The sequence below is a fragment of the Streptomyces sp. NPDC102274 genome, assembly GCF_044766385.1.
GTDB lineage: Bacteria > Actinomycetota > Actinomycetes > Streptomycetales > Streptomycetaceae > Streptomyces.
On the sequence record NZ_JBIWLW010000029.1, the window covers coordinates 66,908 to 88,304 of the forward strand.

Here is a 21,397-nt window from a genome sequence, read left to right on the forward strand (position 1 = left end):
CAACCCCGCCCACACACACCCGCTGTCACCGCTCCCGCAGCAGCCGCTCCAGCCGGTCGATCCCCGCCCGGACCCCGTTCACATCTCCCCCGTCCCCCAGGGCGTCCGCCGCGTCACGCGCCCGGTCCAGATGGAGCCGGGCCGCCTCCGGCCTCTGGAGTTTCAGATAGTCGGCGGCGAGATTGAGATGGAGCGACGGATAGAAGGCCCGTACGACCGAAGAGGTCCCGGGCACGCTCTCCCGGGCCTCCGCCAACCGGTCGCCGCCCGCCCCGCCATCGTCCCCCCGGTCGTCGTCCCCCCGGACCTCGGCCGCCCCGCCATCGGCCGCCGACTCCCCCAGCCCGTCCGCGGCCGTCAGCGCCCGCAGATCCCAGGCCAGTTCATCGCCCGGGTCGTCCTGCGTATCCGCCAAATAGTGCGCGAGGGCGCAGCGGTGAAACGCGTCCCCCGCCTCCCCCAGCTCCGTCCAGAGCTCACCGAACCGGTTGCGCGCCTCCTCGCGGTCGCCGCCGTGGAGAAGCATGACCGCCTGCCCGATCCTGGTGATGAAGGCGTCCTCCGACGCCTCCTGCCGCTCCCTCACCACCGCCGCCTCCGCATACCGTCCACGTGCCGTCCACACGCCGTCCAGTCCATCCGACGAACACGACGCTATCCGGCATGACGGACAATGACACCTTCAGGCTCGGGCGGACAGCCCGAGCCTGTCGGCCGGTCCGGCGGATCAGCCAAGGTCGCCGAGGTTGGGGATGCGCCAGTCGATGGGCTCGTGCCCCTGCGCGGCGACGGCCTCATCGATCTGTGTGAACGGTCGCGACCCGAAGAACTTCTTCGCGGACAGCGGCGAGGGGTGCGCGCCCTTCACCACCACATGCCGCTCCGTGTCGATCAGCGGCAGCTTCTTCTGCGCGTAGGCGCCCCACAGGACGAAGACCGCCGGGTCGGGCCGCTCGGCCACGGCGCGGATCACCGCGTCCGTCACCTTTTCCCAGCCCTTGCCCTTGTGGGAGTTGGCCTCACCCGCGCGGACCGTCAGCACCGCGTTGAGCAGCAGCACACCCTGCTCGGCCCACGGCATCAGATAGCCGTTGTCCGGCACCGGGTGCCCCAGCTCCTCCTTCATCTCCTTGTAGATGTTCCGCAGGGAGGGAGGGGTCCTGACACCGGGCCGCACCGAAAAGCACAGGCCGTGTCCCTGCCCTTCGCCGTGGTAGGGATCCTGGCCCAGGATCAGGACCTTCACCTTGTCGTACGGAGTGGCGTCGAGCGCCGCGAAGACCTCCTCGCGCGGCGGATAGACCGGCCCCTTCGCCCGCTCCTCCTCGACGAACTCGGTCAGCTCCTTGAAGTAGGGCTTCTGCAGCTCATCGCCGAGGACGCCGCGCCAGGACTCGGGCAGCATGTCGGTGTCGGTCACGTCAACAACCTCCGGTAAGCGATCACTTGTGCACCACTGAACCTACCGGGGACCACTGACAACGGCCTCCGGCGGCTGGTGACAAGGCCGCTACCAGCTGGCTTTCCGGTTCAGCTCCCACATCTGCATGACCGTCTGCGGATCGAGGGCCCGCTCGCCGCCGCCGATGTCGTCGGTCGACGCCACATACAGCTTGCCCTGCCACAGCGGGAGGAGACGTACGTCATCGACGAAGATCTCCTGGGCCCGCTCGAACTCCGCGTTCACCGCCGCGCGGTCGCTCACCCGCCGGGACCGGGGCAGCAGCTTCTGGGTGATCTCCGGGCTCTCGTACGGCGTGCTCAGCGCGTTGTTCGTGCCGACGAAAGGCGCGATGAAGTTGTCCGGATCCGGGAAGTCGGGGAACCAGCCGCGGCCGAAGACGGGATACTCCCCCTTCTGGTAGCCCGCCTGGAACTGCTTCCACGGCTTGCTCCGGAGGGTGATCCTGAACAGTCCCGACGCTTCGAGCTGGCGCTCCAGCTCGCTGAACTCCGCGGCCGTCCCCGACCCGTAGCGGTCCGTGGTGTACCAGAGGGTGAGAGGCACCGGCCCGCTGATGCCCGCGCCGTCGAGGATCGCCTTCGCCTCGTTCACATCGGGGTCGCCGTACCGGTCGAAGAAGCTGGTGGTGTGCGCGAAGATCCCCTTGGGAACCATCGAGTACAGCGGCTCGGCCGTGCCCTGGTAGACCTTGGCCACCAGCGCGTCGCGGTCCACGATCTGGGCCACCGCCCGGCGTACCGCGAGCTTGCCGGCCGCCGGATCCGCGGGGTTGAACACCAGATAGCGGATGTCGGCGCCGACGGTCTCGACCAGTTGGAGATCCTTGTTCTGCGGTCCCTTGTGTTCGAGTTCGACGACCTGCTCCGAGGTGAGACCCCGGTAGATGGCGTCGATCTCCTTCTTCTGCAGGGCGCGGAAGACCGTGTCGGAGTCCTTGAAGTACTGGATCGTGACGGCGTCGTTCCGGTGCTCGGCGAATCCGCGGTAGTTCTTGTTCCGGGTCAGCTCCGCCCTGTCCCCGCTGGTGTACGAGGCGAGTTCGTACGGCCCCGAGCCGGTGATCCCGCCGTCCCGCCGCAGCCTGTCCCGCGGATACTCGGCCGGCGCGACAAGGGACATGGCGGGCGTGGCGAGGATGAACGGGAAGGTCGCGTCCGGCCTCCGCAGCCGGAAGACGACGGTGTCGTCCCCGCGTGTCTCCACCGTGCGGAGGGATTCCAGCAGACCGGCGGGGCCACCCGGCGCGTTGATGTTCCGGATCCGGTCGAAGGAGTGCTTGACGGCCGCCGCGTCGAGCGGATCGCCGCCGGAGAACTTCAGCCCGTCGCGCAGCACGCACTGGTAGACCTGGTTGGCGGCGTCGGTGAACCGGCATGTCCGCGCGGCATCGGGCCGCGGGTACGAACTGCCGGTCGGAAAGCTCACCAAGGTCTGGAAGACATTGCGGAACATCTCCCAGGAGTTGTCCCAGGACGCCGCCGGATCGAGGGTGCTCGGTTCGCTCGTCGTGCCGACGGTTATCCTCTGACCGGCCTCCGTGTCATCGTCCGAGAACAGGCCGCATCCCGCGAGCAGAGACATGGCCGCCAGGGCCCCGGCGGCCCGCCGAATTGTCCGGTTGAACACGTTCACGCTCCTTGTTCAGCCATGGATCGGCAGACCATACCGCAGCGCCCACCGGATCAATACGCTGATCCGGTGGGGCTTTTGGGGAGTTTGACGGCGGGAATCGTCACCCCACCCCGGCGTTGAGGAAGATGCCCCCGTCGACGACCAGCGTCTGTCCGGTGATCCAGTCGGACTGGTCGGAGGTGAGGAACGCGGCGGCGCCGCCGATGTCCTCGGGCACCCCGAGCCGTCCCATCGGGTAGGCGGCCGCGGCCTCCGCCTCCCTGCCCTCGTAGAGCGCCTGCGCGAACCTGGTCTTGACCACGGCGGGCGCGATGGCGTTGACCCGTACCGCCGGCGCGAACTCGTGCGCCAGCTGAAGGGTCAGATTGACCATCGCCGCCTTGCTCATGCCGTACGCGCCGATGAAGGGGGACGCCGAGATCCCGGCGACCGACGCGATGTTCACGATCGCGCCGCCGTTCTCCCTCTGCCAGGCCCGCCAGGTCCGCTGGGCGAAGCCGAGCGCCGAGATGACGTTGGTCTCGTACACCTTGCGGGCCACGTTCAGGTCCAGCTCGGCGATCGGGCCGAAGACCGGGTTCGTGCCCGCGTTGTTGACCAGGAAGTCGACCCGGCCGAACTCCTCCATGACTCGGGCGACGGCCGTCGCCTGGTGCTGCTCGTCGTGCGCCTTGCCCGCCACCGCGATCACCCGGTCGGAACCGAGCCTCCGCACGGCCTCCTTGAGCGCGTCCTCGCCCCGGCCGGTGATGCACACCCGGTCGCCGCGGGCGACGAACGCCTCGGCCACTCCGTATCCGATGCCCCGGCTCGCGCCCGTGATCAGGGCGACCTTCCCGCTGTCCGGCACCTGCCGCTCGGACTCCGGCTGTCCTGTCCGCTCCGTCATGTCCATTACCCCCGGCCTCAGTTGAGCGGTCCGCCGGCGACGTACATGACCTGGCCGGAGACGAAACCGGCCTCCTCGCCCGCGAAGAAGGCGATGGCGTTGGCGATGTCCTCCGGCCTGCCGACGCGCTGCACCGGGATCTGGCTCGCCGCCGCGGCCTGGAACTCCTCGAAGCCCATGCCGATACGGGCGGCGGTCTGGGCGGTCATCTCGGTGACGACGAAGCCGGGCGCCACCGCGTTGGCGGTGATGCCGAACTTGCCGAGTTCCTTGGCGAGGGTCTTGGTGAAGCCCTGGAGACCGGCCTTGACCGCCGCGTAGTTGGCCTGGCCCCGGTTGCCGAGCGCGGAGCTGGAGGAGAGGCTGACGATACGGCCGAACTGGGCGTCCACCATGTACTTCTGGCACGCCTTGGCCATCAGGAAGGCACCCTTGAGGTGCACGTTCACCACGGTGTCCCAGTCGGACTCGCTCATCTTGAAGAGCAGATTGTCCCGCAGCACACCCGCGTTGTTGACCAGGATCGTCGGCGCCCCCAGCTCGGCCGCGACCCGCGCGACGGCGGTCTCCACCCGCGCGCTGTCGGAGACATCGCAAGCGACGGCGAGCGCCCTGCCGCCGGCCGCGGTGATCCTCTCGACGGTGTCCTCGCACGCCGCCTCGTCGAGGTCGAGTACGGCGACGGCGCGGCCCTCCGCCGCCAGCCGTACCGCGGTGGCGGCGCCAATGCCGCGCGCCGCCCCGGTCACGACGGCTACGCGCTGCTCGGTGGTGGACATCCCTGTTCTCCTCGTCCTAGGCTCCCGCGGCTCCCGATCACAAGGACCGCTGAGCAACCGCTTAGTAGGTCCAGCAGACAGACGCTAGAAGCCACGGCACGCGGTGTCAACGGCCGACCGCGCCGATGCCGCGATCCGGCGCCGACATCACACCACTGGCATCACACCACTGGCATCACACCACTGGCATCACCTCGCCCGCGTCACCTCGCCGCGTCACCTCGGGCTCGTGTGAGCGGCCCGTCAGCGCACCAGCAGGTCGAGCAGCCGCTGGGCCTCCGCCCCCGGGTCGTCCGTCAGTCCGGTGTGCACGGGACCGGGCTGTACGACGGTCGAGCGCGGCGCGATCAGCCACCGGAACCGCCTGCCCGCGTCGTCGTCCGCCGCCTGCCCGGCCGCGTCGCCGCCACGGCAGACGCTCTCGACCGCACGCAGCGCCGCCAGTACCCCTACGACATCCGCTTCCGGGTCGAGGATCCTCAGCTTGGCCTCGTCCAGATGAGTCCTGGCCGAAACGTAGGACCGGGCGCGGCAGTAGACCAGTACGCCCGCGTTGAAACACTCGCCGCGCTCGACGCGCGGCACGACCCGCAGCAGCGCGTACTCGTAGACGTCCTTCGTACTCACCGGCCGCCGCCCCCAGCGCTCTGCTCGTCAGCCGTCCGGCGCGTGGTCCGCGCTCCGGGCGACAGCCGGCCGGCCAGCCAACCGGGCGCCCGCGACGGGCTGTTCGTGGTGGGCGCGTCGAGGGTGAGGCGCTCGTGGATCGTGCCGGCCCGCGCGAGCAGCGGCTCCACATACGCGCGGCGCAGTTCGTCGGTGGAGTCGAAGCCGGGCTCGTCGACCAGCCACTCGTCCGGTACGTCGGCGGTGACCTCCGTCAACAACTCCTCGGTGACCAGCGGCGCCAGCTCGGCGGCGGCCGACGCGATGTCGGGACCGAAGGAGGCGAGTACGTGGTCGGAGGCGTTGTACGGCTTCGCCGCGGAAGCCCGCGCACCGGGCCAGTTGTGGTGCCAGATCATGGTCGCGCCATGGTCGATGAGCCACAGGTCACCGTGCCAGACAAGCATGTTGGGGTTGCGCCAGGAGCGGTCGACATTGTTGATCACCGCGTCGAACCAGACGATCCGCCCGGCCTCCTCCGGCCCCACTTGGTAGGCCAGCGGGTCGAATCCGATCGATCCCGGCAGATAGTCCATGCCGAGGTTCAGCCCACCGCTCGCCTTCAGCAACTCCTGTACTTCCTGGTCCGGCTCGGAGAGTCCGATGACGGGGTCGAGTTGCATACGCACCAGTTCGGGGATTCTCAACCCCAGCCTGCGGGCCAGCTGCCCGCAGATCACCTCCGCGACCAGGGTCTTGCGGCCCTGTCCCGCGCCGGTGAATTTCATGACGTACGTACCGAGATCGTCGGCCTCGACGATCCCCGGAAGCGAGCCGCCCTCACGCAAGGGCGTGACATAGCGGGTCGCGGTGACTTCGGTGAGCATTTCCCCAGGCTATACGGCTCAGGCACCTTGTGATCCACGGGATGCCACACAAAGTCCGCAGGCCGGGAAATCGCCACGATCACGTCTGGGGAGAATCTGGGGAGTTTCGGCCGACGGCCCGCTCCCCCGGTGCGCCGAGCAAGCCGTCGATGGCTGCTCGGCCCTTGTTCCCGGCCTCCGGCATGAAGTGCGCATAGTAATCAAGCGTAATGGTCGGCGACGCGTGCCCCATCCACCGTGCCACGGTGACCACAGACTCACCGGCCTCCAGCATGATGGAGGCGTAGGTATGCCGCAGCACGTGGAACCCGTCCTTGGGCGCCGCCGCCCACTGCCATGGCTTCGCCCCCTCTCGGCGCGGCGGAATGATGCCGGTCTTAGCCAGCGCAGGCTTCCACGTGTACGTGTTCAAAGTGTTCACCGCCACGGCATTGTGGAAGCGCGTCGTGAGCAGCAGGGGGAACCGCTTCGTCGGCACGTCAGGCCCGGGCCTGCCCCATGGGAGTTCCACTTCGACAGAGGGATACTCAGCAATGTGCCGCTTCAGCGCTTCAGCAACCGAGGTCGGCATGTCCGCGATGCGCGACATCCTTGACTTCGGGAGCGCGTAGTACGGCTTTCCGTCGATGGTCTGCACCTGCCTGCGCACGTGGAGGACACCGCGTGCGTAATCGATGTCCTCCGGGCTCAACCCGAAAACCTCACCCTGGCGAAGTCCGCACCCCAGCCCCAGGACCACAGCTATACGGTGCCGGGGGCTGATGACATCACGAACCTGGAGCGCGGTCTCCAAGGGCCACGCCTCTCGCCGTGGCCTGCCCGCCTTGGGCCACCTCACGGATTTGGCCCGCATGGGATTCCTGGCAAGTCGCTTGTCATCCACGGCTGTCTCCAAAATCCCGGACAGCTCCGAGAGGATTCCGCGTAGGTAGTCGACGGAGGAGACAGTGCTCTCCAACTTCGCGATGTAAGTCCGCAACTCGGCCGCCGTGACCTGACTCAGTGGGAGGCTACCCAAATGAGGGATGATATGAAGACGGACCCGCCGTTCGTGACCTTCCAGGGTCTTCGGGGCCCCGTGCTTACCCGGCATCCAGTAAGTGGCGATGTAGTCGGCCAACGTGATAGTGCCGTCGCGCGGGTCAACGAACTCGCCACGTTCTTCGTCCGTGGCGGACCGCCGAAGCCACGCCTTGGCGTCCTCAAGCGTATCGAACGAACGGTCACGGACTCCGGGTATTCCAGAGACCCGGTACCGCTTCCCCTTCCCGAAGCGAGCAGTCCTCTCCTTCTTCCCGGTGGCCGGGTCCTTCTTCTTCTTGATCCAGCGGTCTTCAATGTAACCGGCCATCAGTTGCTCTCCCAAGTCGGGGGTACTACTTCAAAATGACGTGTTAGAGGTCGAGAGCGGCGCCGGAGCGGCCCTCATAGGGCGCATTAAGCGGGTTCAGGGCAGTGTTGGAGCGCGAATCAAGCCGCTCCTGTTCACGAACCCACGCGTCGAGCGCCTCCAGCCGGTACGTGACACGGCCGCGTTCTCCCATCCGAAAGCTCGGTGGCCCCTGTCAACGGTGTCGCCAGACATAGAGCGTGCGTGACGAGATACCGAGGTACTCGGCGGTTTCCTGTACGTTCAGAAAGGCCCTGGTGACTGCTCCGGATCGGGTGGAATGAGCGTTGGAACTTGCGGTTCGAGAAGAGGGCATGACGAAGATCCTCAAGAGACGCTGCGAAGGCCGCTGCGGTAAACGTGGCTCGGACATGCGTGGCGGATACGTGGTGTCCGCAGGCTCCACCGCCAAGCACAGCCGAACGCGAACTCCTCAATGGTCGCGACGATCGCCGGTTTGGCTAACCGGCGATCGTGGTCTACATCGCGCGCCGCATTAGCCTCGATCGTTCATGAGTCCTCGTCGCTTCGCTGACGGGGACTCTGTGCTTGCTTGGTGCGGAATCCCGTGGGCTGGGGCAGGTTGGCGGCCCGACTGTCGCGTCGGGTGGGCGCCGGGGTTCCACGGCTCCGGGATGTTGCTGTGGCTCGTCGGGATGGTCGGAGTTGCTGGTCAGGATCAAGTCCGACCGCCAGCGCACAGGCCCCGGCCCCGACGCTCTGTCCTACGTCGAGTAGAACCGAAAGGGCGTCCGTCAGCCGTGGGAGTCCTCTGGGACTTTTCTGGGACTTCCAACCCCATCAACCGGCATGAGCGTGAAACAACCGAAAGACCATTTGCGCAGGTCAGCGAGCAAGGACCCCTCATCGTGGCAGGTCACAGCGCTGGCTGGCCTCTTCCGCGACAACTGACCATCGGGGCCCAGCGGCTCCTCGCAGAGCGTCGCCACCCTCGACGCCCCATTGATGTACGCCACCCTGACAGGCCCTGACCTGTCCAATCGGGCTCCTGTTACCCCATCAGAACGAGCGTCAAATGAGCGTCACGAGCGTCATTTCAGCGTCAAGATATCGCCCGTAACGCCCACATCACACATAATGCGCACACGCAAAATCGCAGGTCAGGAGCCCTTTGCACCGATTCAAGGATCGCAACGGACTCCACATGGTGCGTCATCGGAAACATGTGCCAGTCGGAGAAGGCGGCATAACTGCAGCTCAGACGTGCTTTGCGGGTGATCGGGACGGCTCCGATGTGATCGGAGCGTCAAACGAGCGTCACGGCCGAGGTTTGCCACCCCCGCTCGACAGATGCTTGCGGCAGACCCGCACACCGTTGGAGGCCGGCGCCCGGTAGTGTCAGGCACCGAGGTGACGTGAGCCTGATCTGCGGCTTTCGCATCGACCGCGACGAGTTCCGGAGCGAGGTCCGCCGTGCGGGTGGGTCTGCGGGTGCCTCCGGTTCTGAAGTTTTCGGCGCCCGTTACCGCTCCGACGTCAGGGGGCAGGTGCCGCATAGCGCGGCACCTGCCCCCTGACGTTGCTGTCAGCTACTGCGTCAAAAATGTCCCATGGCCCAGCCGGAAGCGGAGTTTTTATCCACTGGATTGCGGTCAAGCGACTGGCCATCCTACAGGCTCAGGAGACATCAGAGAATTCGATGAAATAATCGATTACCCTCTCCAGTGAACCTGGATCACATGCCGCAACAAACTTGATTCCGTCACTTTTTACCGACATCCAAGACCCATCAACGGATTGATCTTCCCTATCGCAAGTCCGACCATACAGCGAAGTTCGGACCAGGTCGACGGTGAGGATCCAGCCAGGGTTATCAATTGTTTCGATTCGAATACCGTATGAGTGCTCCCAGTCCCCATCACAGGCGGATGCATACCACTTCTGGAGAAACTTCAGGGCCGAAATCATGGGTTCCTTCTAGGGATCTCCCAGGGTTCCGCAGGCACTGCTGATCCGTCCGGAAGGTTTACGTGCGGCGTCGGGACACGAGTCTTGGTCTTCTTGTCGTAGTGAGGTTTACCCTTCACGTCGACTCGCTTCGTCGGGACCCATGGCCTCGGATCCCGGGGGTCTGAAGGTCGGTCATAGGATTCATAATGGTCGATCTCGCCGGTCGTTCCGTCCCGACGGAATGTCGTATGAGGTCCTTCCGCGTCTGGGTGCGGACAAAGATTTCCAGCGCGAGAGTTATGAACGAGCACTGGCGTCTCGCCCGCCAGTACATAGTACGTGTGGAGGTCGTCGACCGTGAGGTTGTAGACCGTCGTTTGTTTTGCGTGGTGGGTGACGGCTGCGATCTGGATCCAGGTGCCGTTGCTGGTCTGGAGCCATTGGCCGGTGGTGAGTTCGTCGGCTTCGATCCAGCGGCCGAGAGCAGGAACCCAGAAGGGGTGGCCATCTGTCGCGGTGAGGGTGCTGCTGGTCTTGCCGCCCGTCAGGGCGATGTCGACCATTTGTTTGTCGCCCGTGCCCTTGATCAGGGCCGTGACCGGGCGGGGGCCCGACTCGCCTGTCTCCGGGTCCGTGGCGAGGACCTGGTCGCCTACCTGAATGTCTTTGATCGGTTTGCGGGTACCGTCCGCGAGGAGGACTGGGGTGTCCGCCGTGAAGCTGTTGGGGATCGGGATTTTGCAGCTCTTGGCCGGGGCCGCCCACTTGATCTTGCCGATCATACCGCCCGCGCAGCCCAGCGCCGCCGACGTACCCACCTGGCCCCAGTCGACCTTCCGGCCCGAGAGACGCTGGCCCAGCCAGTCAAGGCCCGCCTCGCTCAGGCCGCCGATCACACAGCCGGCCAGCATCGGGCTGTTGCCCGTGGGGTCCGTGTAGGTTGTCGGCGAACTCAGCGCGTACTGGTAGAGGTTCGTGCCCGCCGTGTAGCCGATCGGATCCTGCGAGATGAAACGCCCCGACTCCGGATCGTAGTATCGGTTGCGGTAGTACAGCAGGCCCGTGCCGTCCGACTCACGGCCCGTGAAAGTGTACGGGTTCGTCGATGCCGCCCCCGAAGCGGTCGGCTGGCCGTACGGGTCGTACGTGTAGCTCGTCGCGACCGTGCCGTCCACGTTCGCCAGGCCCACCACCGAACCCAGCGCGTCGGTCAGGTAGACCTGCGTCGCACCGTTCTCCGTACGGGTCAGGTACTGGTCCAGGCCCGATGTGGCAACCGTCGCCTTCGCGGCGCCGGCACCATCCTGTTCCACCAGCGGGTTCGAGCCGTCGGTGAGGTACTTCTGGGTTGTGTCACTCAGCTTCTTGGAGCTTCGCGTGCCCAGGGGGTCGTACGTGAACAGGCCCGAGGGACCCTCGCCGACCGAGTCCAGGCCCGACAGTTGGCCCCTCGCGTTCCAGTCGTACGTCCGTTTGCCGTCGGATTTGAGTTGCCCGTCCGCGTCGTACGTGAACGAACGGCCGCCCAAGGACGTGACCCTGTTGTCCTTGCCGAACACCGCCCCCGTCTCTGCGGCGGGGAGCGCTACCGAGGCGAGGCTTCCCGTGAGGCCCGTCTGGAGGCCCCGAGTGTCGCGGGTGTAGGTCAAGTCGCCGACATCCGCGGTGCCGCGCGTGTAGTCGATCGCTGAGACCACGCCCGTCTTGTCGAGTGTGGTGGCACGGGTGATGCCGCCCGGCAGGTTCGCCGTCTTCTCACGGCCCACCGCGTCCAGACCGAACGTCACCTCCTGCCCGCCCGAGGTGACCGAGGTGAGGATGCTGGAGGTGTCGTAGCCGTAGAGCGTCGTGCTCCCGGCCGCCGTCATCTCCTTGCGGCGGTCCGCCGCGTCGTAGTCATAGCCCACCGTGCCCGTCGGGCCGGTCACCGTCCTCAGCCGGTCGTACACGTCGTAGTCGAAGCTCTCCGTGCCCGCCTGCGTGTCGGTAATCGTCTTCGGCAGATCCACCGCGTCGTACGCGTACGTCACCGTCGACTCGGCCACGCCCGCCACGTTCACGCCATACTTGGTGTTCTTCGCCCGGCCCAGCAGGTCGTACTCGGCCGTCGCGACCAGGCCCGAGCGGCTCGTCGCCTTCGTCAGCCGGCCCGCCAGGTCGTACCCGAACAGCGCCTGCGCGCCCAGCGGGTCCGTCACCGACTCCGTGCGGTCGGCGTCGTCGTACGCCCACCTCGTACTGTTCTCACGAGCATCCGTCAGCTCAATCAGGTTGCCGTTCTTGTCGTAGTCCAGGACTGTTGACCGGCCCAGCGGATCGGTGACCTGACGTGTCTGGTTGAGCGCGTCGTACGTCAGCGTCGTACGGGAACCCACCTCGTCCGTGACCGCCGTCGGGCGGCCCGCCGCGTCCAGGAACTGGCCCCCGGTACGGCCCTCAGCGTCCTTCACCGACAGCAGCTCACCGTGCCGGTAGATGTATTCGGTCATCGCGCCCGACGCGTCGGTGACCGTCTCAGGCTGACCGTCGGACGTAAGCGTGAACGTCGTCGCCCGGTCCTCGGGGTCCCTGACCGTCCGCAGATCACCTTCCGCGTCGTACTCAAGCGTGGTGGTGTTCCCCAACGGGTCGCTCACGGAGGTCGGCTGGTCATAGGGACCGTCGTACACCGCCGTACCCGACTGGCGCGCCTGCGCCGTCCCCGCCAGCTCCGTCGTGCGAGTCACGTAACCATTCGCGTCGTACGTCAGCTCCGTACGCCGGCCGTACGGATCGGTCGCCGCGTCGATCCGGTGCCTCGGACCCCGGTCGTACTGTGTCGTCCTCGCCAGCGGACTCCCGTACGCCTCAGTGTCCTTGACGCCGTAACCGTCCGCGTCGAACTCCACCCGCCGTACCGAGCCGCCCGGCTGCGTGACACTCGCCGATGTGACCTTCCCGGCCCCGGTCTGCGTGTACATGAACGAGTACGTCGCGCCCTCGGTGAGCGTCTGCTTCTCCACCCGCCCGTCCGCGTTGAACTCGTTCGTCATGTACGTGATACCGCGTGCGTCGGCCGCCGTCCTGATCCGGTTCGACGCCCCGTCGTATGTGTACCGGCTGACCCCGTCCGCCGGATCCGTCACCGTCTCCAGACGGCCCGCGTCGTCATACGTGTACGAGGTGGTGCGGCCCGTGTTGTCCCTCGCGGACGTGACGCGGCGGTGCAGCGGGTCGTAGGTCAGCGAGATCCACTTGCCGCCGGGGCTGGTGATACGGGTGATCTCACCCTTGTTACCGTTCAGCCGAGTCAGCGTCGTGGTGTTCCCGTGCCGGTCCCGGATTTCTTTCAGTGGCGCGTACTGCGGGAACACCCACACCGTGCCGTCCCGGAAGGTCAGGTGCCAGCCGCCGACAAATCCCTGCCAGGTGATCTTGGAACCCTGGAACTCCGAGGAGGTGTCGAGCGGTTCGAAGACCCCGTCCCAGCCGGTCCCCGGGGAGGTTCGGGTGAAGTGGACCTTGCTGCCGCCCGGCACATAGAGATCGACCTCCTGCCACTGGTTCTTGGAGTGCAGGAACGCGTTGTAGGAGAAATCGCGGCCGATGCCGAACGCGCGCTTTGTGGCGTCGGCCTGCCAGTACGTCCGGGTGAGTTCGGCGCCACCGTGGGAGTCCGCGACAGCCAGGTCCGTACGGGAGTCGGTCAGGAGGCCCGTCGACAGCTCGACCGGGTCCCCGGAGAGCCAGTCGATGGCGTCCTGGAGCCAGGAGGTGTCCCACGGCATCAGGTCGTCGGTGTGGAACATCGCGCCGTGGAATGCCCAGACACGCGTCTCCCGGTCGGGCACGACCTGGCGGCCGTCCGCCGACACCTCACCGGTGCCGTATATGTGCCAGCCCTTCTTCTTCGGGTCGTAGTCGAGGAACTTGACCCGGGTGCCCGGAGCTTCACGCGTGTAGTTCGGGTAGACGATCTGCGCGCCCTTGGGGAAGACGTACGTGCCGCCCGGCTGCACGGTGAAGTACACCGGCACGATGCCGTTCTCCGGTAGCGGGAACGGCGGCCGGTCGATCGGGATCGCCGTGATCCCCAGCTCCGTGACCGGCTTCCCGTTCTCGTCACGGACCACCGAGCCCTTCGGGATCCGGACTTCGAGTCCCGGGATCTTCGGGGTCTTCAGCACGACGTCGGCCTTCGCCGGGGCGGCGAACTTGACCGTGTTCCTCGTATCCAGCGGTGTCATCCACACCGGGAATCCGAGATCGACCGTCCGGTCGGCCTTCGGGGTGATCCGGATGTCGTAACGGCCGTACTGGCGCTTCGAGTTGTTCGCGCTCGCGCCGTCGACCACCAGCGTCGTCGCCGTGTCACTGATACCGCTCAGCAGGAACCGGCCACGGGCGTCCGTCTTCGCCGACTTCTTGCCGACCGAGACGGTGACCTTGGCCAGCGGCTTGCCGTCGAGCTTGAGGATGTGCCCACTCAGCGCGGTGGCACCAGGCGGGCCCCGCAGCGCCGACGGCGCCTTCGGCGCCTTGCCGCGAGCCGCGACCCAATCCCGCCCCGCCAGACTGGACTTGCCCGGTTGCCAGGCGTCAGGACCGGCCGGGGTGACACGGGCAGCCGGAGATGTGTCAGCACTGTCGGTCCGCGTGCTCCCGTTGCCCGGTCCGCCCGCTGATGCGTCGGTGCTGTCCGCTGCAGCGACCGCCGCCGCGGCGGTCAGCCCCAGCGTGTAAGTGCCGGTCTTCAGGGTGTTCGGGTCGACCGACAGCGTGTAGGTGCCGGTGGCCGGAAGCGTCGGCAGCGCGTACGTCACCGCGGTCGAGCTCATCGAACGCCCGTCGACCAGCCACTTGCCGTCCGGACCGAACACCGACAACGACCACGCGGCGGGCGGGGAGTCGAGACCGAGCGTAAGCTTCTGCCCCTGGGTTCCGGTAAACGTGAAGTGTCCGTTCTGGCCCGCCATGGCGATGGCGACGGGCTTGCGCGTGCCGGTGGTGGCGAGGGATCCACCGTTCACGTCGGGTACCAGAGTGGCCGTGGTCTTTCCGGTTGTCGGGGCATCGGGACGTACGAACAGCAGGTGGGCGCCCGCGGCCAACGGTGGCAGCAGGTCCCCCTCGGCCGCCGTCTTGGTGAACGATCCGAGATTGGCCTCCGTACCACCAGGTGCCCGGTGGACCAGCTGTGATCTCGCACCGAGGGTGGTGCCGTCGAAGGTCACCGCCGCGCCGTAGGCCGCACCCGCGGCAACATTGACGGTGTACTCCAGTTGCTGCCCCGGACGGGTGATCTCGCCGGTGAGCGCGGGCGTCGCTGTCGAGAGAGTGCCCGCCTTGACCGGCTTCGACAGCCAGAGCGTCATCCCGCCGGTCGCGGCCTCAGCCGGCTCGAAGACCAGCGAGTACGCCGCTCCCGCCGTCAGACCGGTCAGGTAGAACGCCTCGGACGCCTTGCTCCCGGCACGGCCGACAAGTGTGCCGGCCCCACCATCGGGGCCGATGAGCCTGATCTCCGTGGACTCGGCGATGGTGTTCGCGGTGATGCCCAGGCCGAGAGAGGTTGTGGCAGGCGCCGTGAACCGGGCATGTATCCGCTGTCCCGCACGGGTCACTGTCGCGGTGACTCCGGCCGCCGCGTCAACGGTGAGGGCGGTCCGAGCCTCGGTGGAGAGCGTGAGGCCCACCGATCCGACCGCCCCCTGATAGGGATCCAGGATGACGCGGTACGTGCCGGTCTCCGGCAGTGCGGGCAGCGGAATCGTCGCCGAATCGCCGGCTGACACGTTCAGTTCGTCGATCACCCGCGCGCCGGACGGCGCGAGGACCGTCAGATCGATGTACTGCCCGAAGGTGTTGCCGGTGACGCCGAGCGAGAGCGCGGCCCCGGTCTGTCCCTGGAAGGAGGACTCCACGTCCTGACCGATCCGTCCGACGGTCGCCGACGTGGAGCCGGCCGTGGTCAGCAGCGGCGGCAGGACCACCGGGCGCGACAGGATGAGCGTCAGTTCACCGGTCCCGACGTCGCTGGCCGGCAGCACGCTGACCGTGTAGGTCCCGGTCGTGGGCAGTGGTTCGCTGTCCCAGTCATCACCCGCGTCGCCGTCGGACACGTTGAAGTAGTCCAGAAGCGCGCCGTCGGGCCGGCGGATATCGACCCGGGTCGACGAGCCGAAACCGGTGGCCGTACCGCCGAGGGACACACGCTGACCTGCCGTGCCGGCGAACTGGGCGCGCCCTTGCTGACCCGGTCGGGTGAGTGAAACGTTGAGCGCCGCTCCGGCCGGGTCGAGTGTGCCCGCTTCGGCGTACCGCGACGCGGTCACTGTGACGGTGCCCTTGGCGTCTCCTTCCGCGGGATCCAGCATCAGCGTGTAGGTCCCGGACTGGCTCAGCGTGTCCAGGTCCATGCCGCCGTCCTTGCCTCCGCTGATGAAGGCGGACTCGACCTCGGCGCCGTTCGGTCCGTAGAGACGGGCCCACGGGGGGTGCGGCAGCGCCTTGGCATCGATGGCCAGACTCAGCGATGTCCCCAACGTTCCCGAGAAGGTGAGGAGTCGGTCCTGTCCCGATCGTTCGAAGACGGCTTGGACAGGAGGTCCGGAGATGGTGAACGCACTCGTCAGGGGAGTCGACAGCGTGACCACGGCGGTACCGAAGTTGCCCGATCCCGTCTCCAGGACAAGCGCGTACAGACCAGCCGCAGGCAGGTCGGTGAACTCCCCTTCGCCTTCAGGCCCCTCGAACGTAAAGCTCTTCACGCTGTCGCCCAGGGGATCCACCAACCGGGCCCGCATGTCGGAGTTGAAAGTCGACTGCGTGATGCCGACGTTGATGTCCGCACCGGCGGGGGCCTCGAAGAGCGCCTGGGCCATGTTGCCGGGTTTGGTGACCGAGAGAGTCGGCGGGGTCTCGTCGGTCAGCGACGTCTCGGCGGACATCTCCATCTCGCCGCCGCTGGAGCGTATGTCGAAACTGGTGGCGGATGTCGCCTCGCCGTCCGGGGTGGCGACCTCAATCGGGCCGTCCCCCGCGCCGACCGGTACCACTACGGTCAGGGCCGTGGGAGTACTGGTCGCCATCACCTCCGCGACCATGCCGCCGCCGAAGCGGACGACGTTGTCGGTGGCGGTGCCTGCGAAATTGGCGCCGGTGATGACCACTTGGCTGCCCGCGCCGCCGATGTCCGGCTCGATCTTCGAGACCGAAGGCGTCGGCGCGAAGGTGAACGACTCGGGTGACTGGGCGGTCGTTCCGCCCGTAGTCACCGACACCTTACCGTTGACTGCGGCAGCCGGGACCGTCACCACCAGGCGGGTCGCCGTCGCCGAGTCGACCGTGGCTGCCGCCGTACCGAACTTCACGGAATTCGACGCCGGCGTGGGCGAGAAGCCGGTACCGGACAGGGTGACCTTCGCACCCGCCTGGGCGCGGACCGGAACCAAGGAGAGAACGGACAGGGTGCTCGACGCGAAGCGGTCCACCCCGAGGCGGTTGCCCGCCGCGTCGTAGCGGTAGCGGGCCGTCTCACCCGACGGGTCCGTCACCCCGACCAGACGCGAGGCCGCGTCGTAGGCATACACGGCATTATTCGTGGTGGGCTCAGCCGCCTCCGCACTCGCCGGGGAGACCGGGCCCGCCGTGCCGTTGAACTGCTGCGGCTGCTTCGCTTGCTTCTGCAGCTCTGCGGCGGAAAGCTCTGGCGTCCGGGTACGCAGGGTGCTTTCTACCGGGACTGGCGGCTGACCGCGATCGACGGCACCACGTTCGACCTGCCCGACACGAAGGCCCACGTGGATGCGTTCGCCCCGTCCGCCCCGCTCCGGACGGGGCGAACAGAACGCCGGCTACCCGCAGATGCGCATGGTCGGCCTGGTGGAGTGCGGCACCCATGTCATCTTCGACGCCGCGACCGGACCTCTCCCTACCGGAGAACAGACCCTGGCCCCGAAGGTTCTGGTGTCTCTGCGCCCGGGGATGCTGCTGCCGGCCGACCGCGGCTTCTACGGCGTGGCATTGTGGTGCAAGGCTGCGGCGACGGGGGCGGACCTGCTGTGGCGAGTCCGCAAAGACCTCGTGCTGCCCGTGGTCGAGCAACTGCCGGACGGCTCCTACCTCACCGAGATCTTCGACCGCACCGACATCCACCACACCCGTCGCGGGGTACCGGTACGCGCGGTGGAGTACACCATCGCCGGCCACGAGGGCGTCTACCGGCTCATCACCACGATCCTCGACCCGGACAAGGCCCCGGCCGCGGAACTGGCCGCCCTCTACGCCCAGCGATGGGAGTTCGAGTCCACCCTCGACGAGATCAAGACCCACCTCGGCGGTTCCCACCTGGTACTGCGATCACAGCACCCGGACGGCGCCGAGCAGGAACTCTACGGATTCCTGCTCGTCCACCACGCCATCCGACACCTGACGCACCAGGCCGCACAACAAGCCGACCAGGACCCCGACCGGATCTCCTTCACCCGCTCACTGCGCGTCGTGCGCCGCCAGGTCACCGACCAGGCGGCATTTTCCCCCCGGCAGACTCGCCCACGCCGTCAAAGCCACCCACGCTGAACTCCTCGAACGCCTCCTGCCACCACGACGCCGCCGGTCCAACCCCCGCGTCATCAAACGCAAAGTCGCCAGCTGACCCCTCAAACGCGCCGCCCTCAACACTGCAAAGCGCCCACGCGTTCCGACCATCACCATCATCGACGCCACCAAACCCAAACGGGTCAGACGCACACCAAAGCCGTAAGTTACCGGTATTGCGGCTAGCCCGCGACGTACGCTCGAAGCGCTTCCAGCAGCAGTTGGGGCGTCTCCATCTGCGGCACGTGCCCGGTCCGGGACAGGAGCTCGAATCGTGCCCCGGGAATCGCCGCCGCAAAGGCGCGACCGTAGTCGACATCCACGATGCGGTCCGCCTCACCCCACAGCACGAGCGTGGGCACATCGATATCGATGAGCCGCGCAAGGAGGCCCGCGTCGGTCATGGGTCCGCCGTACAGAGCGAGCGCCGCGCGGTTGCCGGCGAGGATCTCGAGAACTCCGGGTGGCAGCGTTGCAGGGTCCAGGCGGGGGGCCTTTGACGGGTCGTACCAGCTGTACTCGGCCAGCTGGGAGGGCGGGAGCGCGCCGGCGACAGGGTGTCCGGCTACCTCGACGCCGACCGCATCCACGAGCGCGACGCGCCCCAAGCGCGCGGGGTGGCGCAATGCCAGCTCCGACGCGATCCATCCGCCGATCGAGTTGCCGATCACGGTGGTGTCGTTGAGTTCGAGCGCGTCGAGCAGGCCGGCGTAGACCTCTGCGAGGCCGCCGATCGTGGTCAGGGTCTCCGCGCGCGGGGTACCGCCGAAGCCGGGATGAGTCGGAGTGATGACGCGTGTGCCCGTGGCGTCGGACAGGAGGTCGGCGAAGCCGGTGACGGATGTCGGTCCGGCCCCACCGTGAAGGATGACGACCGGGCGACCGGTGCCGCGCTGGTCCACGGTGAGCGGGACATCGCCAAAGGATGTGGGGATGTTGATGGAGATCGGTGCACTCATGCGGCCATCATGTATCAACATGTTTATATAAGCAAGGTGCCTTGCTCGGCTAAGCTCTGGACATGGCAATGTCGATCCCGGAGATGGGCCACGCGGTAAAGCGCCTTCAGGTCAAGCAACACCGCGCAGCGAGCGAAGCGTTGCGCCCGCTCAACGTCACGCTCGTGCAGTGGGACGCTCTGCGCCACCTGCGGGCCCACCCCGGCGCGTCCCTGCATGACCTCGCCGTCCTGACGTTTCAGACCGATCAGGCATTCGGCACGCTCGCCGCGCGGCTCGAAGCACGCGGGCTGATCCGACGCGTCGCCGGGGCCGGACGTGCGATCCGTCCGGAGCTGACCCCCGAGGGAGAACGCGTGTTCACCGAGGGACGTGAGATCACGGAGGAGGTCGCTCGCACGTCGTTCAGCACACTCGGAGCTGACGAGCTCGCCGTGCTCGGCGACATACTCGAGCGATTGTTGGCGGGCTAGCCAGAACGTGGTCGGGAACGAGTCTTGGTCGGCTCCCCGGCTGAACCTGGTTGAGCGGTGGTTTGCCAAACTGACCGACAAGCAGATACGGCGACTCGTTCGGCGAGCGTAGCGTCGTTGTCCGACCGCCATAGAGACCAAGGTGATGAGTTGAGGGGGTACGACGCCCCCCATCAACCGCGTCGGCAGTTCGATGCCTGCAGGTTCGGAATACTGCGGCTACGAATGCGATTGCCTCTCTGTGGCAACCACGGGGAGGGGACACGCGCGTGACCGACTTGAAGCTGTTCAAGCTGAATGCCGAGGGCCAGGATGTCGAGCTGCGCGGTTCGCCTTCAAGTCCGTGCAGCCGTAAGGCCCCTGATAGGAACGATCTTGCGACAGAAAGATCGGACTGAGGGACCTCACATTTTGACCAGTGTCACATACACCGCCGTGCTCGATGTCCGCCGGTCCACTGCCGAGCACCTGGCCCGGCTGCTGAGCGATCACCGCGCCTCGGTCGGTAACCGCCGGGGGCGGCGTGCGCTGGGCTGCTTCCGGCAGGCTGTGCTCATCTTGCGCTGGTTCCTCGACGGCACCCGCCTGGCCCAACTCGCCCGCGACAACGAGGTGTCGTCGTCCACCGCCTACCGGTACCTGCACGAAGGACTGACCGTCCTTGCGGCCGGGGCGCCGGATCTGCACACCGCGCTGGCGAGAGCAAAGGCGGCCGGGCTGACGCATCTGAACCTGGACGGCACCGTGGTCCGCACCGGCCGGGTCGCGGCTCCGGGGCCCAACGGCGCGGACCTGTGGTGGTCAGGCAAGCACCGGCATCACGGTGGGAATGTGCAGGTCATCTCCGCTCCGGACGGCTGGCCCATCCGGGTCTCACCGGTCCGCCCCGGCCGCGAGCACGACACCACCTGTGCCCGCCGGCACGGCCTGATCGACGCGCTCAACCATCTCGCGGCAGAGCTGGGTGTGCCGACCCTGGTTGACCTCGGGTACGAAAACGCCGGCGATGGTTTCCGCCACCCGGTCAAGAAGCCGGCCGGCGGCGAGCTGACCGAGGCCCAGCAGACCCACAACAAGGTCATCTACGGCATCCACGGCGTGTGCGAGCGGGCCAACTCCCTACTCAAGACCACCTTCAAGGCCCTGCGACGGGTCAGCCTTGACCCCAGCCGGATCACCCAGATCGCCGCTGCAGCCCTCGTCCTGCTCCAGCTCGAGTACGACCGAATCATCTGAACGATCACACAACGTCATGATCCATTACTGGGAAAGACTCAGTCGGTGATGTCGTGCAGCAGTAGGAAGCGAAGCTCCTGTTCTCGATCCACTGCTGCTGCGCGAACTGGATCTCATGGACCGTGCCCTCCTTACTGAGTGTCATCGGTCCCGGCGATTCGTTGCGGCGCAGCGCACATACGTAGTGCCGGTCATACCGGAATGCCCGCCATGCCATGGCGTCACCGATGGAGCGCAGTTGACGCCCCACGCGAGCGCGCCGCACGCGCACGGTTCGTGGCGAGTGTGGCATGCAGAAGTTCCCGCTGGAACGTCACGTAGTCCTCGGTGTGGCACTCGTGCAAGTCCTCGATGAAGCCGACCCGCCGCTCACCGTTCTCCCGGTGGAACGGATGCTTGACCAGCGCGTTCAGCCGGTCGGACAGCATATCGGTCAGCATCGGAGCCACAACAGGGATTCTGCCCAGCAACAGGCGCCGCTCTCCACTGCATTCGCATGCTCGCATCCCATCGGCCCGAAGGGACCATGCCCTTCACCATCCGCCTGCGTAGCACCAGACGTCGATCTGCCGCCGCCTCTGTCACTCATCGTG

General features: G+C 67.0%; 15 protein-coding genes. 3 read left to right on the forward strand and 12 right to left on the reverse strand.

All coding sequences use genetic code 11. The annotated features are described in order from the left end of the window. Positions 1–25: 25 nt before the first annotated feature. The 10 genes from ACIRQP_RS30985 to ACIRQP_RS31030 form a co-directional block, all read right to left on the reverse strand. On the reverse strand, positions 26–586 hold the full coding sequence (locus tag ACIRQP_RS30985; RefSeq protein WP_403895742.1) for a hypothetical protein: 561 nt from the start codon (positions 584–586) through the stop codon (positions 26–28). Between the two features lie 141 nt (positions 587–727). Next, positions 728–1,420 (reverse strand): uracil-DNA glycosylase, encoded by a 693-nt coding sequence (locus ACIRQP_RS30990; protein WP_403895744.1) that lies wholly within the window; start codon positions 1,418–1,420, stop codon positions 728–730. Positions 1,421–1,510: 90 nt separating this feature from the next. Continuing rightward, the gene (locus ACIRQP_RS30995; protein WP_403895850.1) at positions 1,511–3,046 is read right to left on the reverse strand and encodes an ABC transporter substrate-binding protein; all 1,536 of its coding nucleotides are present in this window, start codon (positions 3,044–3,046) and stop codon (positions 1,511–1,513) included. Positions 3,047–3,197: 151 nt separating this feature from the next. Then, entirely contained in the window at positions 3,198–3,986 is a 789-nt protein-coding gene (locus tag ACIRQP_RS31000; protein ID WP_403895746.1) for an SDR family oxidoreductase, read from the reverse strand. 17 nt (positions 3,987–4,003) lie between these two features. Then, a complete protein-coding gene (gene fabG / locus ACIRQP_RS31005) occupies positions 4,004–4,765 on the reverse strand; it encodes a 3-oxoacyl-ACP reductase FabG (protein ID WP_403895749.1) in 762 nt (253 codons plus the stop codon). A gap of 243 nt (positions 4,766–5,008) precedes the next feature. Further along, complete coding sequence (locus ACIRQP_RS31010) at positions 5,009–5,392, reverse strand: DUF3037 domain-containing protein (RefSeq protein ID WP_403895752.1); 384 nt, start codon at positions 5,390–5,392, stop codon at positions 5,009–5,011. Beyond that, positions 5,389–6,258, reverse strand: coding sequence for a HipA family kinase (locus ACIRQP_RS31015; protein ID WP_403895755.1), 870 nt, complete (start codon positions 6,256–6,258; stop codon positions 5,389–5,391). Before ACIRQP_RS31015 ends, ACIRQP_RS31010 begins: the two co-directional genes overlap by 4 nt. Positions 6,259–6,337: 79 nt before the next feature. Next, positions 6,338–7,609 (reverse strand): tyrosine-type recombinase/integrase, encoded by a 1,272-nt coding sequence (locus tag ACIRQP_RS31020; protein WP_403895758.1) that lies wholly within the window; start codon positions 7,607–7,609, stop codon positions 6,338–6,340. A 1,677-nt stretch (positions 7,610–9,286) separates the two neighbouring features. Beyond that, on the reverse strand, positions 9,287–9,577 hold the full coding sequence (locus ACIRQP_RS31025; protein WP_403895761.1) for an immunity 53 family protein: 291 nt from the start codon (positions 9,575–9,577) through the stop codon (positions 9,287–9,289). After that, complete coding sequence (locus ACIRQP_RS31030) at positions 9,574–17,130, reverse strand: RHS repeat-associated core domain-containing protein (RefSeq protein WP_403895764.1); 7,557 nt, start codon at positions 17,128–17,130, stop codon at positions 9,574–9,576. Before ACIRQP_RS31030 ends, ACIRQP_RS31025 begins: the two co-directional genes overlap by 4 nt. Positions 17,131–17,344: 214 nt before the next feature. Here ACIRQP_RS31030 and ACIRQP_RS31035 point away from each other — a divergent pair, with 214 nt between their 5' ends. Then, positions 17,345–18,118, forward strand: a complete 774-nt coding sequence (locus ACIRQP_RS31035) for an IS4 family transposase (RefSeq protein ID WP_403895767.1) — start codon at positions 17,345–17,347, stop codon at positions 18,116–18,118. A 200-nt stretch (positions 18,119–18,318) separates the two neighbouring features. On the opposite strand, the gene ACIRQP_RS31040 is transcribed toward ACIRQP_RS31035, so the two are convergent. Further along, the gene (locus tag ACIRQP_RS31040) at positions 18,319–19,095 is read right to left on the reverse strand and encodes an alpha/beta fold hydrolase (RefSeq protein ID WP_403895770.1); all 777 of its coding nucleotides are present in this window, start codon (positions 19,093–19,095) and stop codon (positions 18,319–18,321) included. Between the two features lie 62 nt (positions 19,096–19,157). Here ACIRQP_RS31040 and ACIRQP_RS31045 point away from each other — a divergent pair, with 62 nt between their 5' ends. Together ACIRQP_RS31045 and ACIRQP_RS31050 are read left to right on the forward strand one after the other, a co-directional pair. Continuing rightward, positions 19,158–19,568 carry a MarR family winged helix-turn-helix transcriptional regulator gene (locus ACIRQP_RS31045; RefSeq protein ID WP_403895773.1) on the forward strand — a complete coding sequence of 137 codons (411 nt, stop codon included), beginning with the start codon at positions 19,158–19,160 and terminating at the stop codon, positions 19,566–19,568. A 408-nt stretch (positions 19,569–19,976) separates the two neighbouring features. Continuing rightward, positions 19,977–20,804, forward strand: a complete 828-nt coding sequence (locus ACIRQP_RS31050; RefSeq protein ID WP_403895853.1) for a transposase family protein — start codon at positions 19,977–19,979, stop codon at positions 20,802–20,804. Between the two features lie 221 nt (positions 20,805–21,025). On the opposite strand, the gene ACIRQP_RS31055 is transcribed toward ACIRQP_RS31050, so the two are convergent. Further along, positions 21,026–21,253 (reverse strand): hypothetical protein, encoded by a 228-nt coding sequence (locus tag ACIRQP_RS31055; protein WP_403895776.1) that lies wholly within the window; start codon positions 21,251–21,253, stop codon positions 21,026–21,028. Positions 21,254–21,397: the final 144 nt, after the last annotated feature.

Coding starts and splice junctions, on each gene's coding strand:
- ACIRQP_RS30995 (WP_403895850.1), bottom strand. CDS start 3,046: ATGTCTCTGCTCGCGGGATGCGGCCTGTTCTCGGACGATGACACGGAG.
- ACIRQP_RS31000 (WP_403895746.1), bottom strand. CDS start 3,986: ATGACGGAGCGGACAGGACAGCCGGAGTCCGAGCGGCAGGTGCCGGAC.
- fabG (WP_403895749.1), bottom strand. CDS start 4,765: ATGTCCACCACCGAGCAGCGCGTAGCCGTCGTGACCGGGGCGGCGCGC.
- ACIRQP_RS31015 (WP_403895755.1), bottom strand. CDS start 6,258: ATGCTCACCGAAGTCACCGCGACCCGCTATGTCACGCCCTTGCGTGAG.
- ACIRQP_RS31020 (WP_403895758.1), bottom strand. CDS start 7,609: ATGGCCGGTTACATTGAAGACCGCTGGATCAAGAAGAAGAAGGACCCG.
- ACIRQP_RS31025 (WP_403895761.1), bottom strand. CDS start 9,577: ATGATTTCGGCCCTGAAGTTTCTCCAGAAGTGGTATGCATCCGCCTGT.
- ACIRQP_RS31035 (WP_403895767.1), top strand. CDS start 17,345: ATGCGTTCGCCCCGTCCGCCCCGCTCCGGACGGGGCGAACAGAACGCC.
- ACIRQP_RS31040 (WP_403895770.1), bottom strand. CDS start 19,095: ATGAGTGCACCGATCTCCATCAACATCCCCACATCCTTTGGCGATGTC.
- ACIRQP_RS31045 (WP_403895773.1), top strand. CDS start 19,158: ATGGCAATGTCGATCCCGGAGATGGGCCACGCGGTAAAGCGCCTTCAG.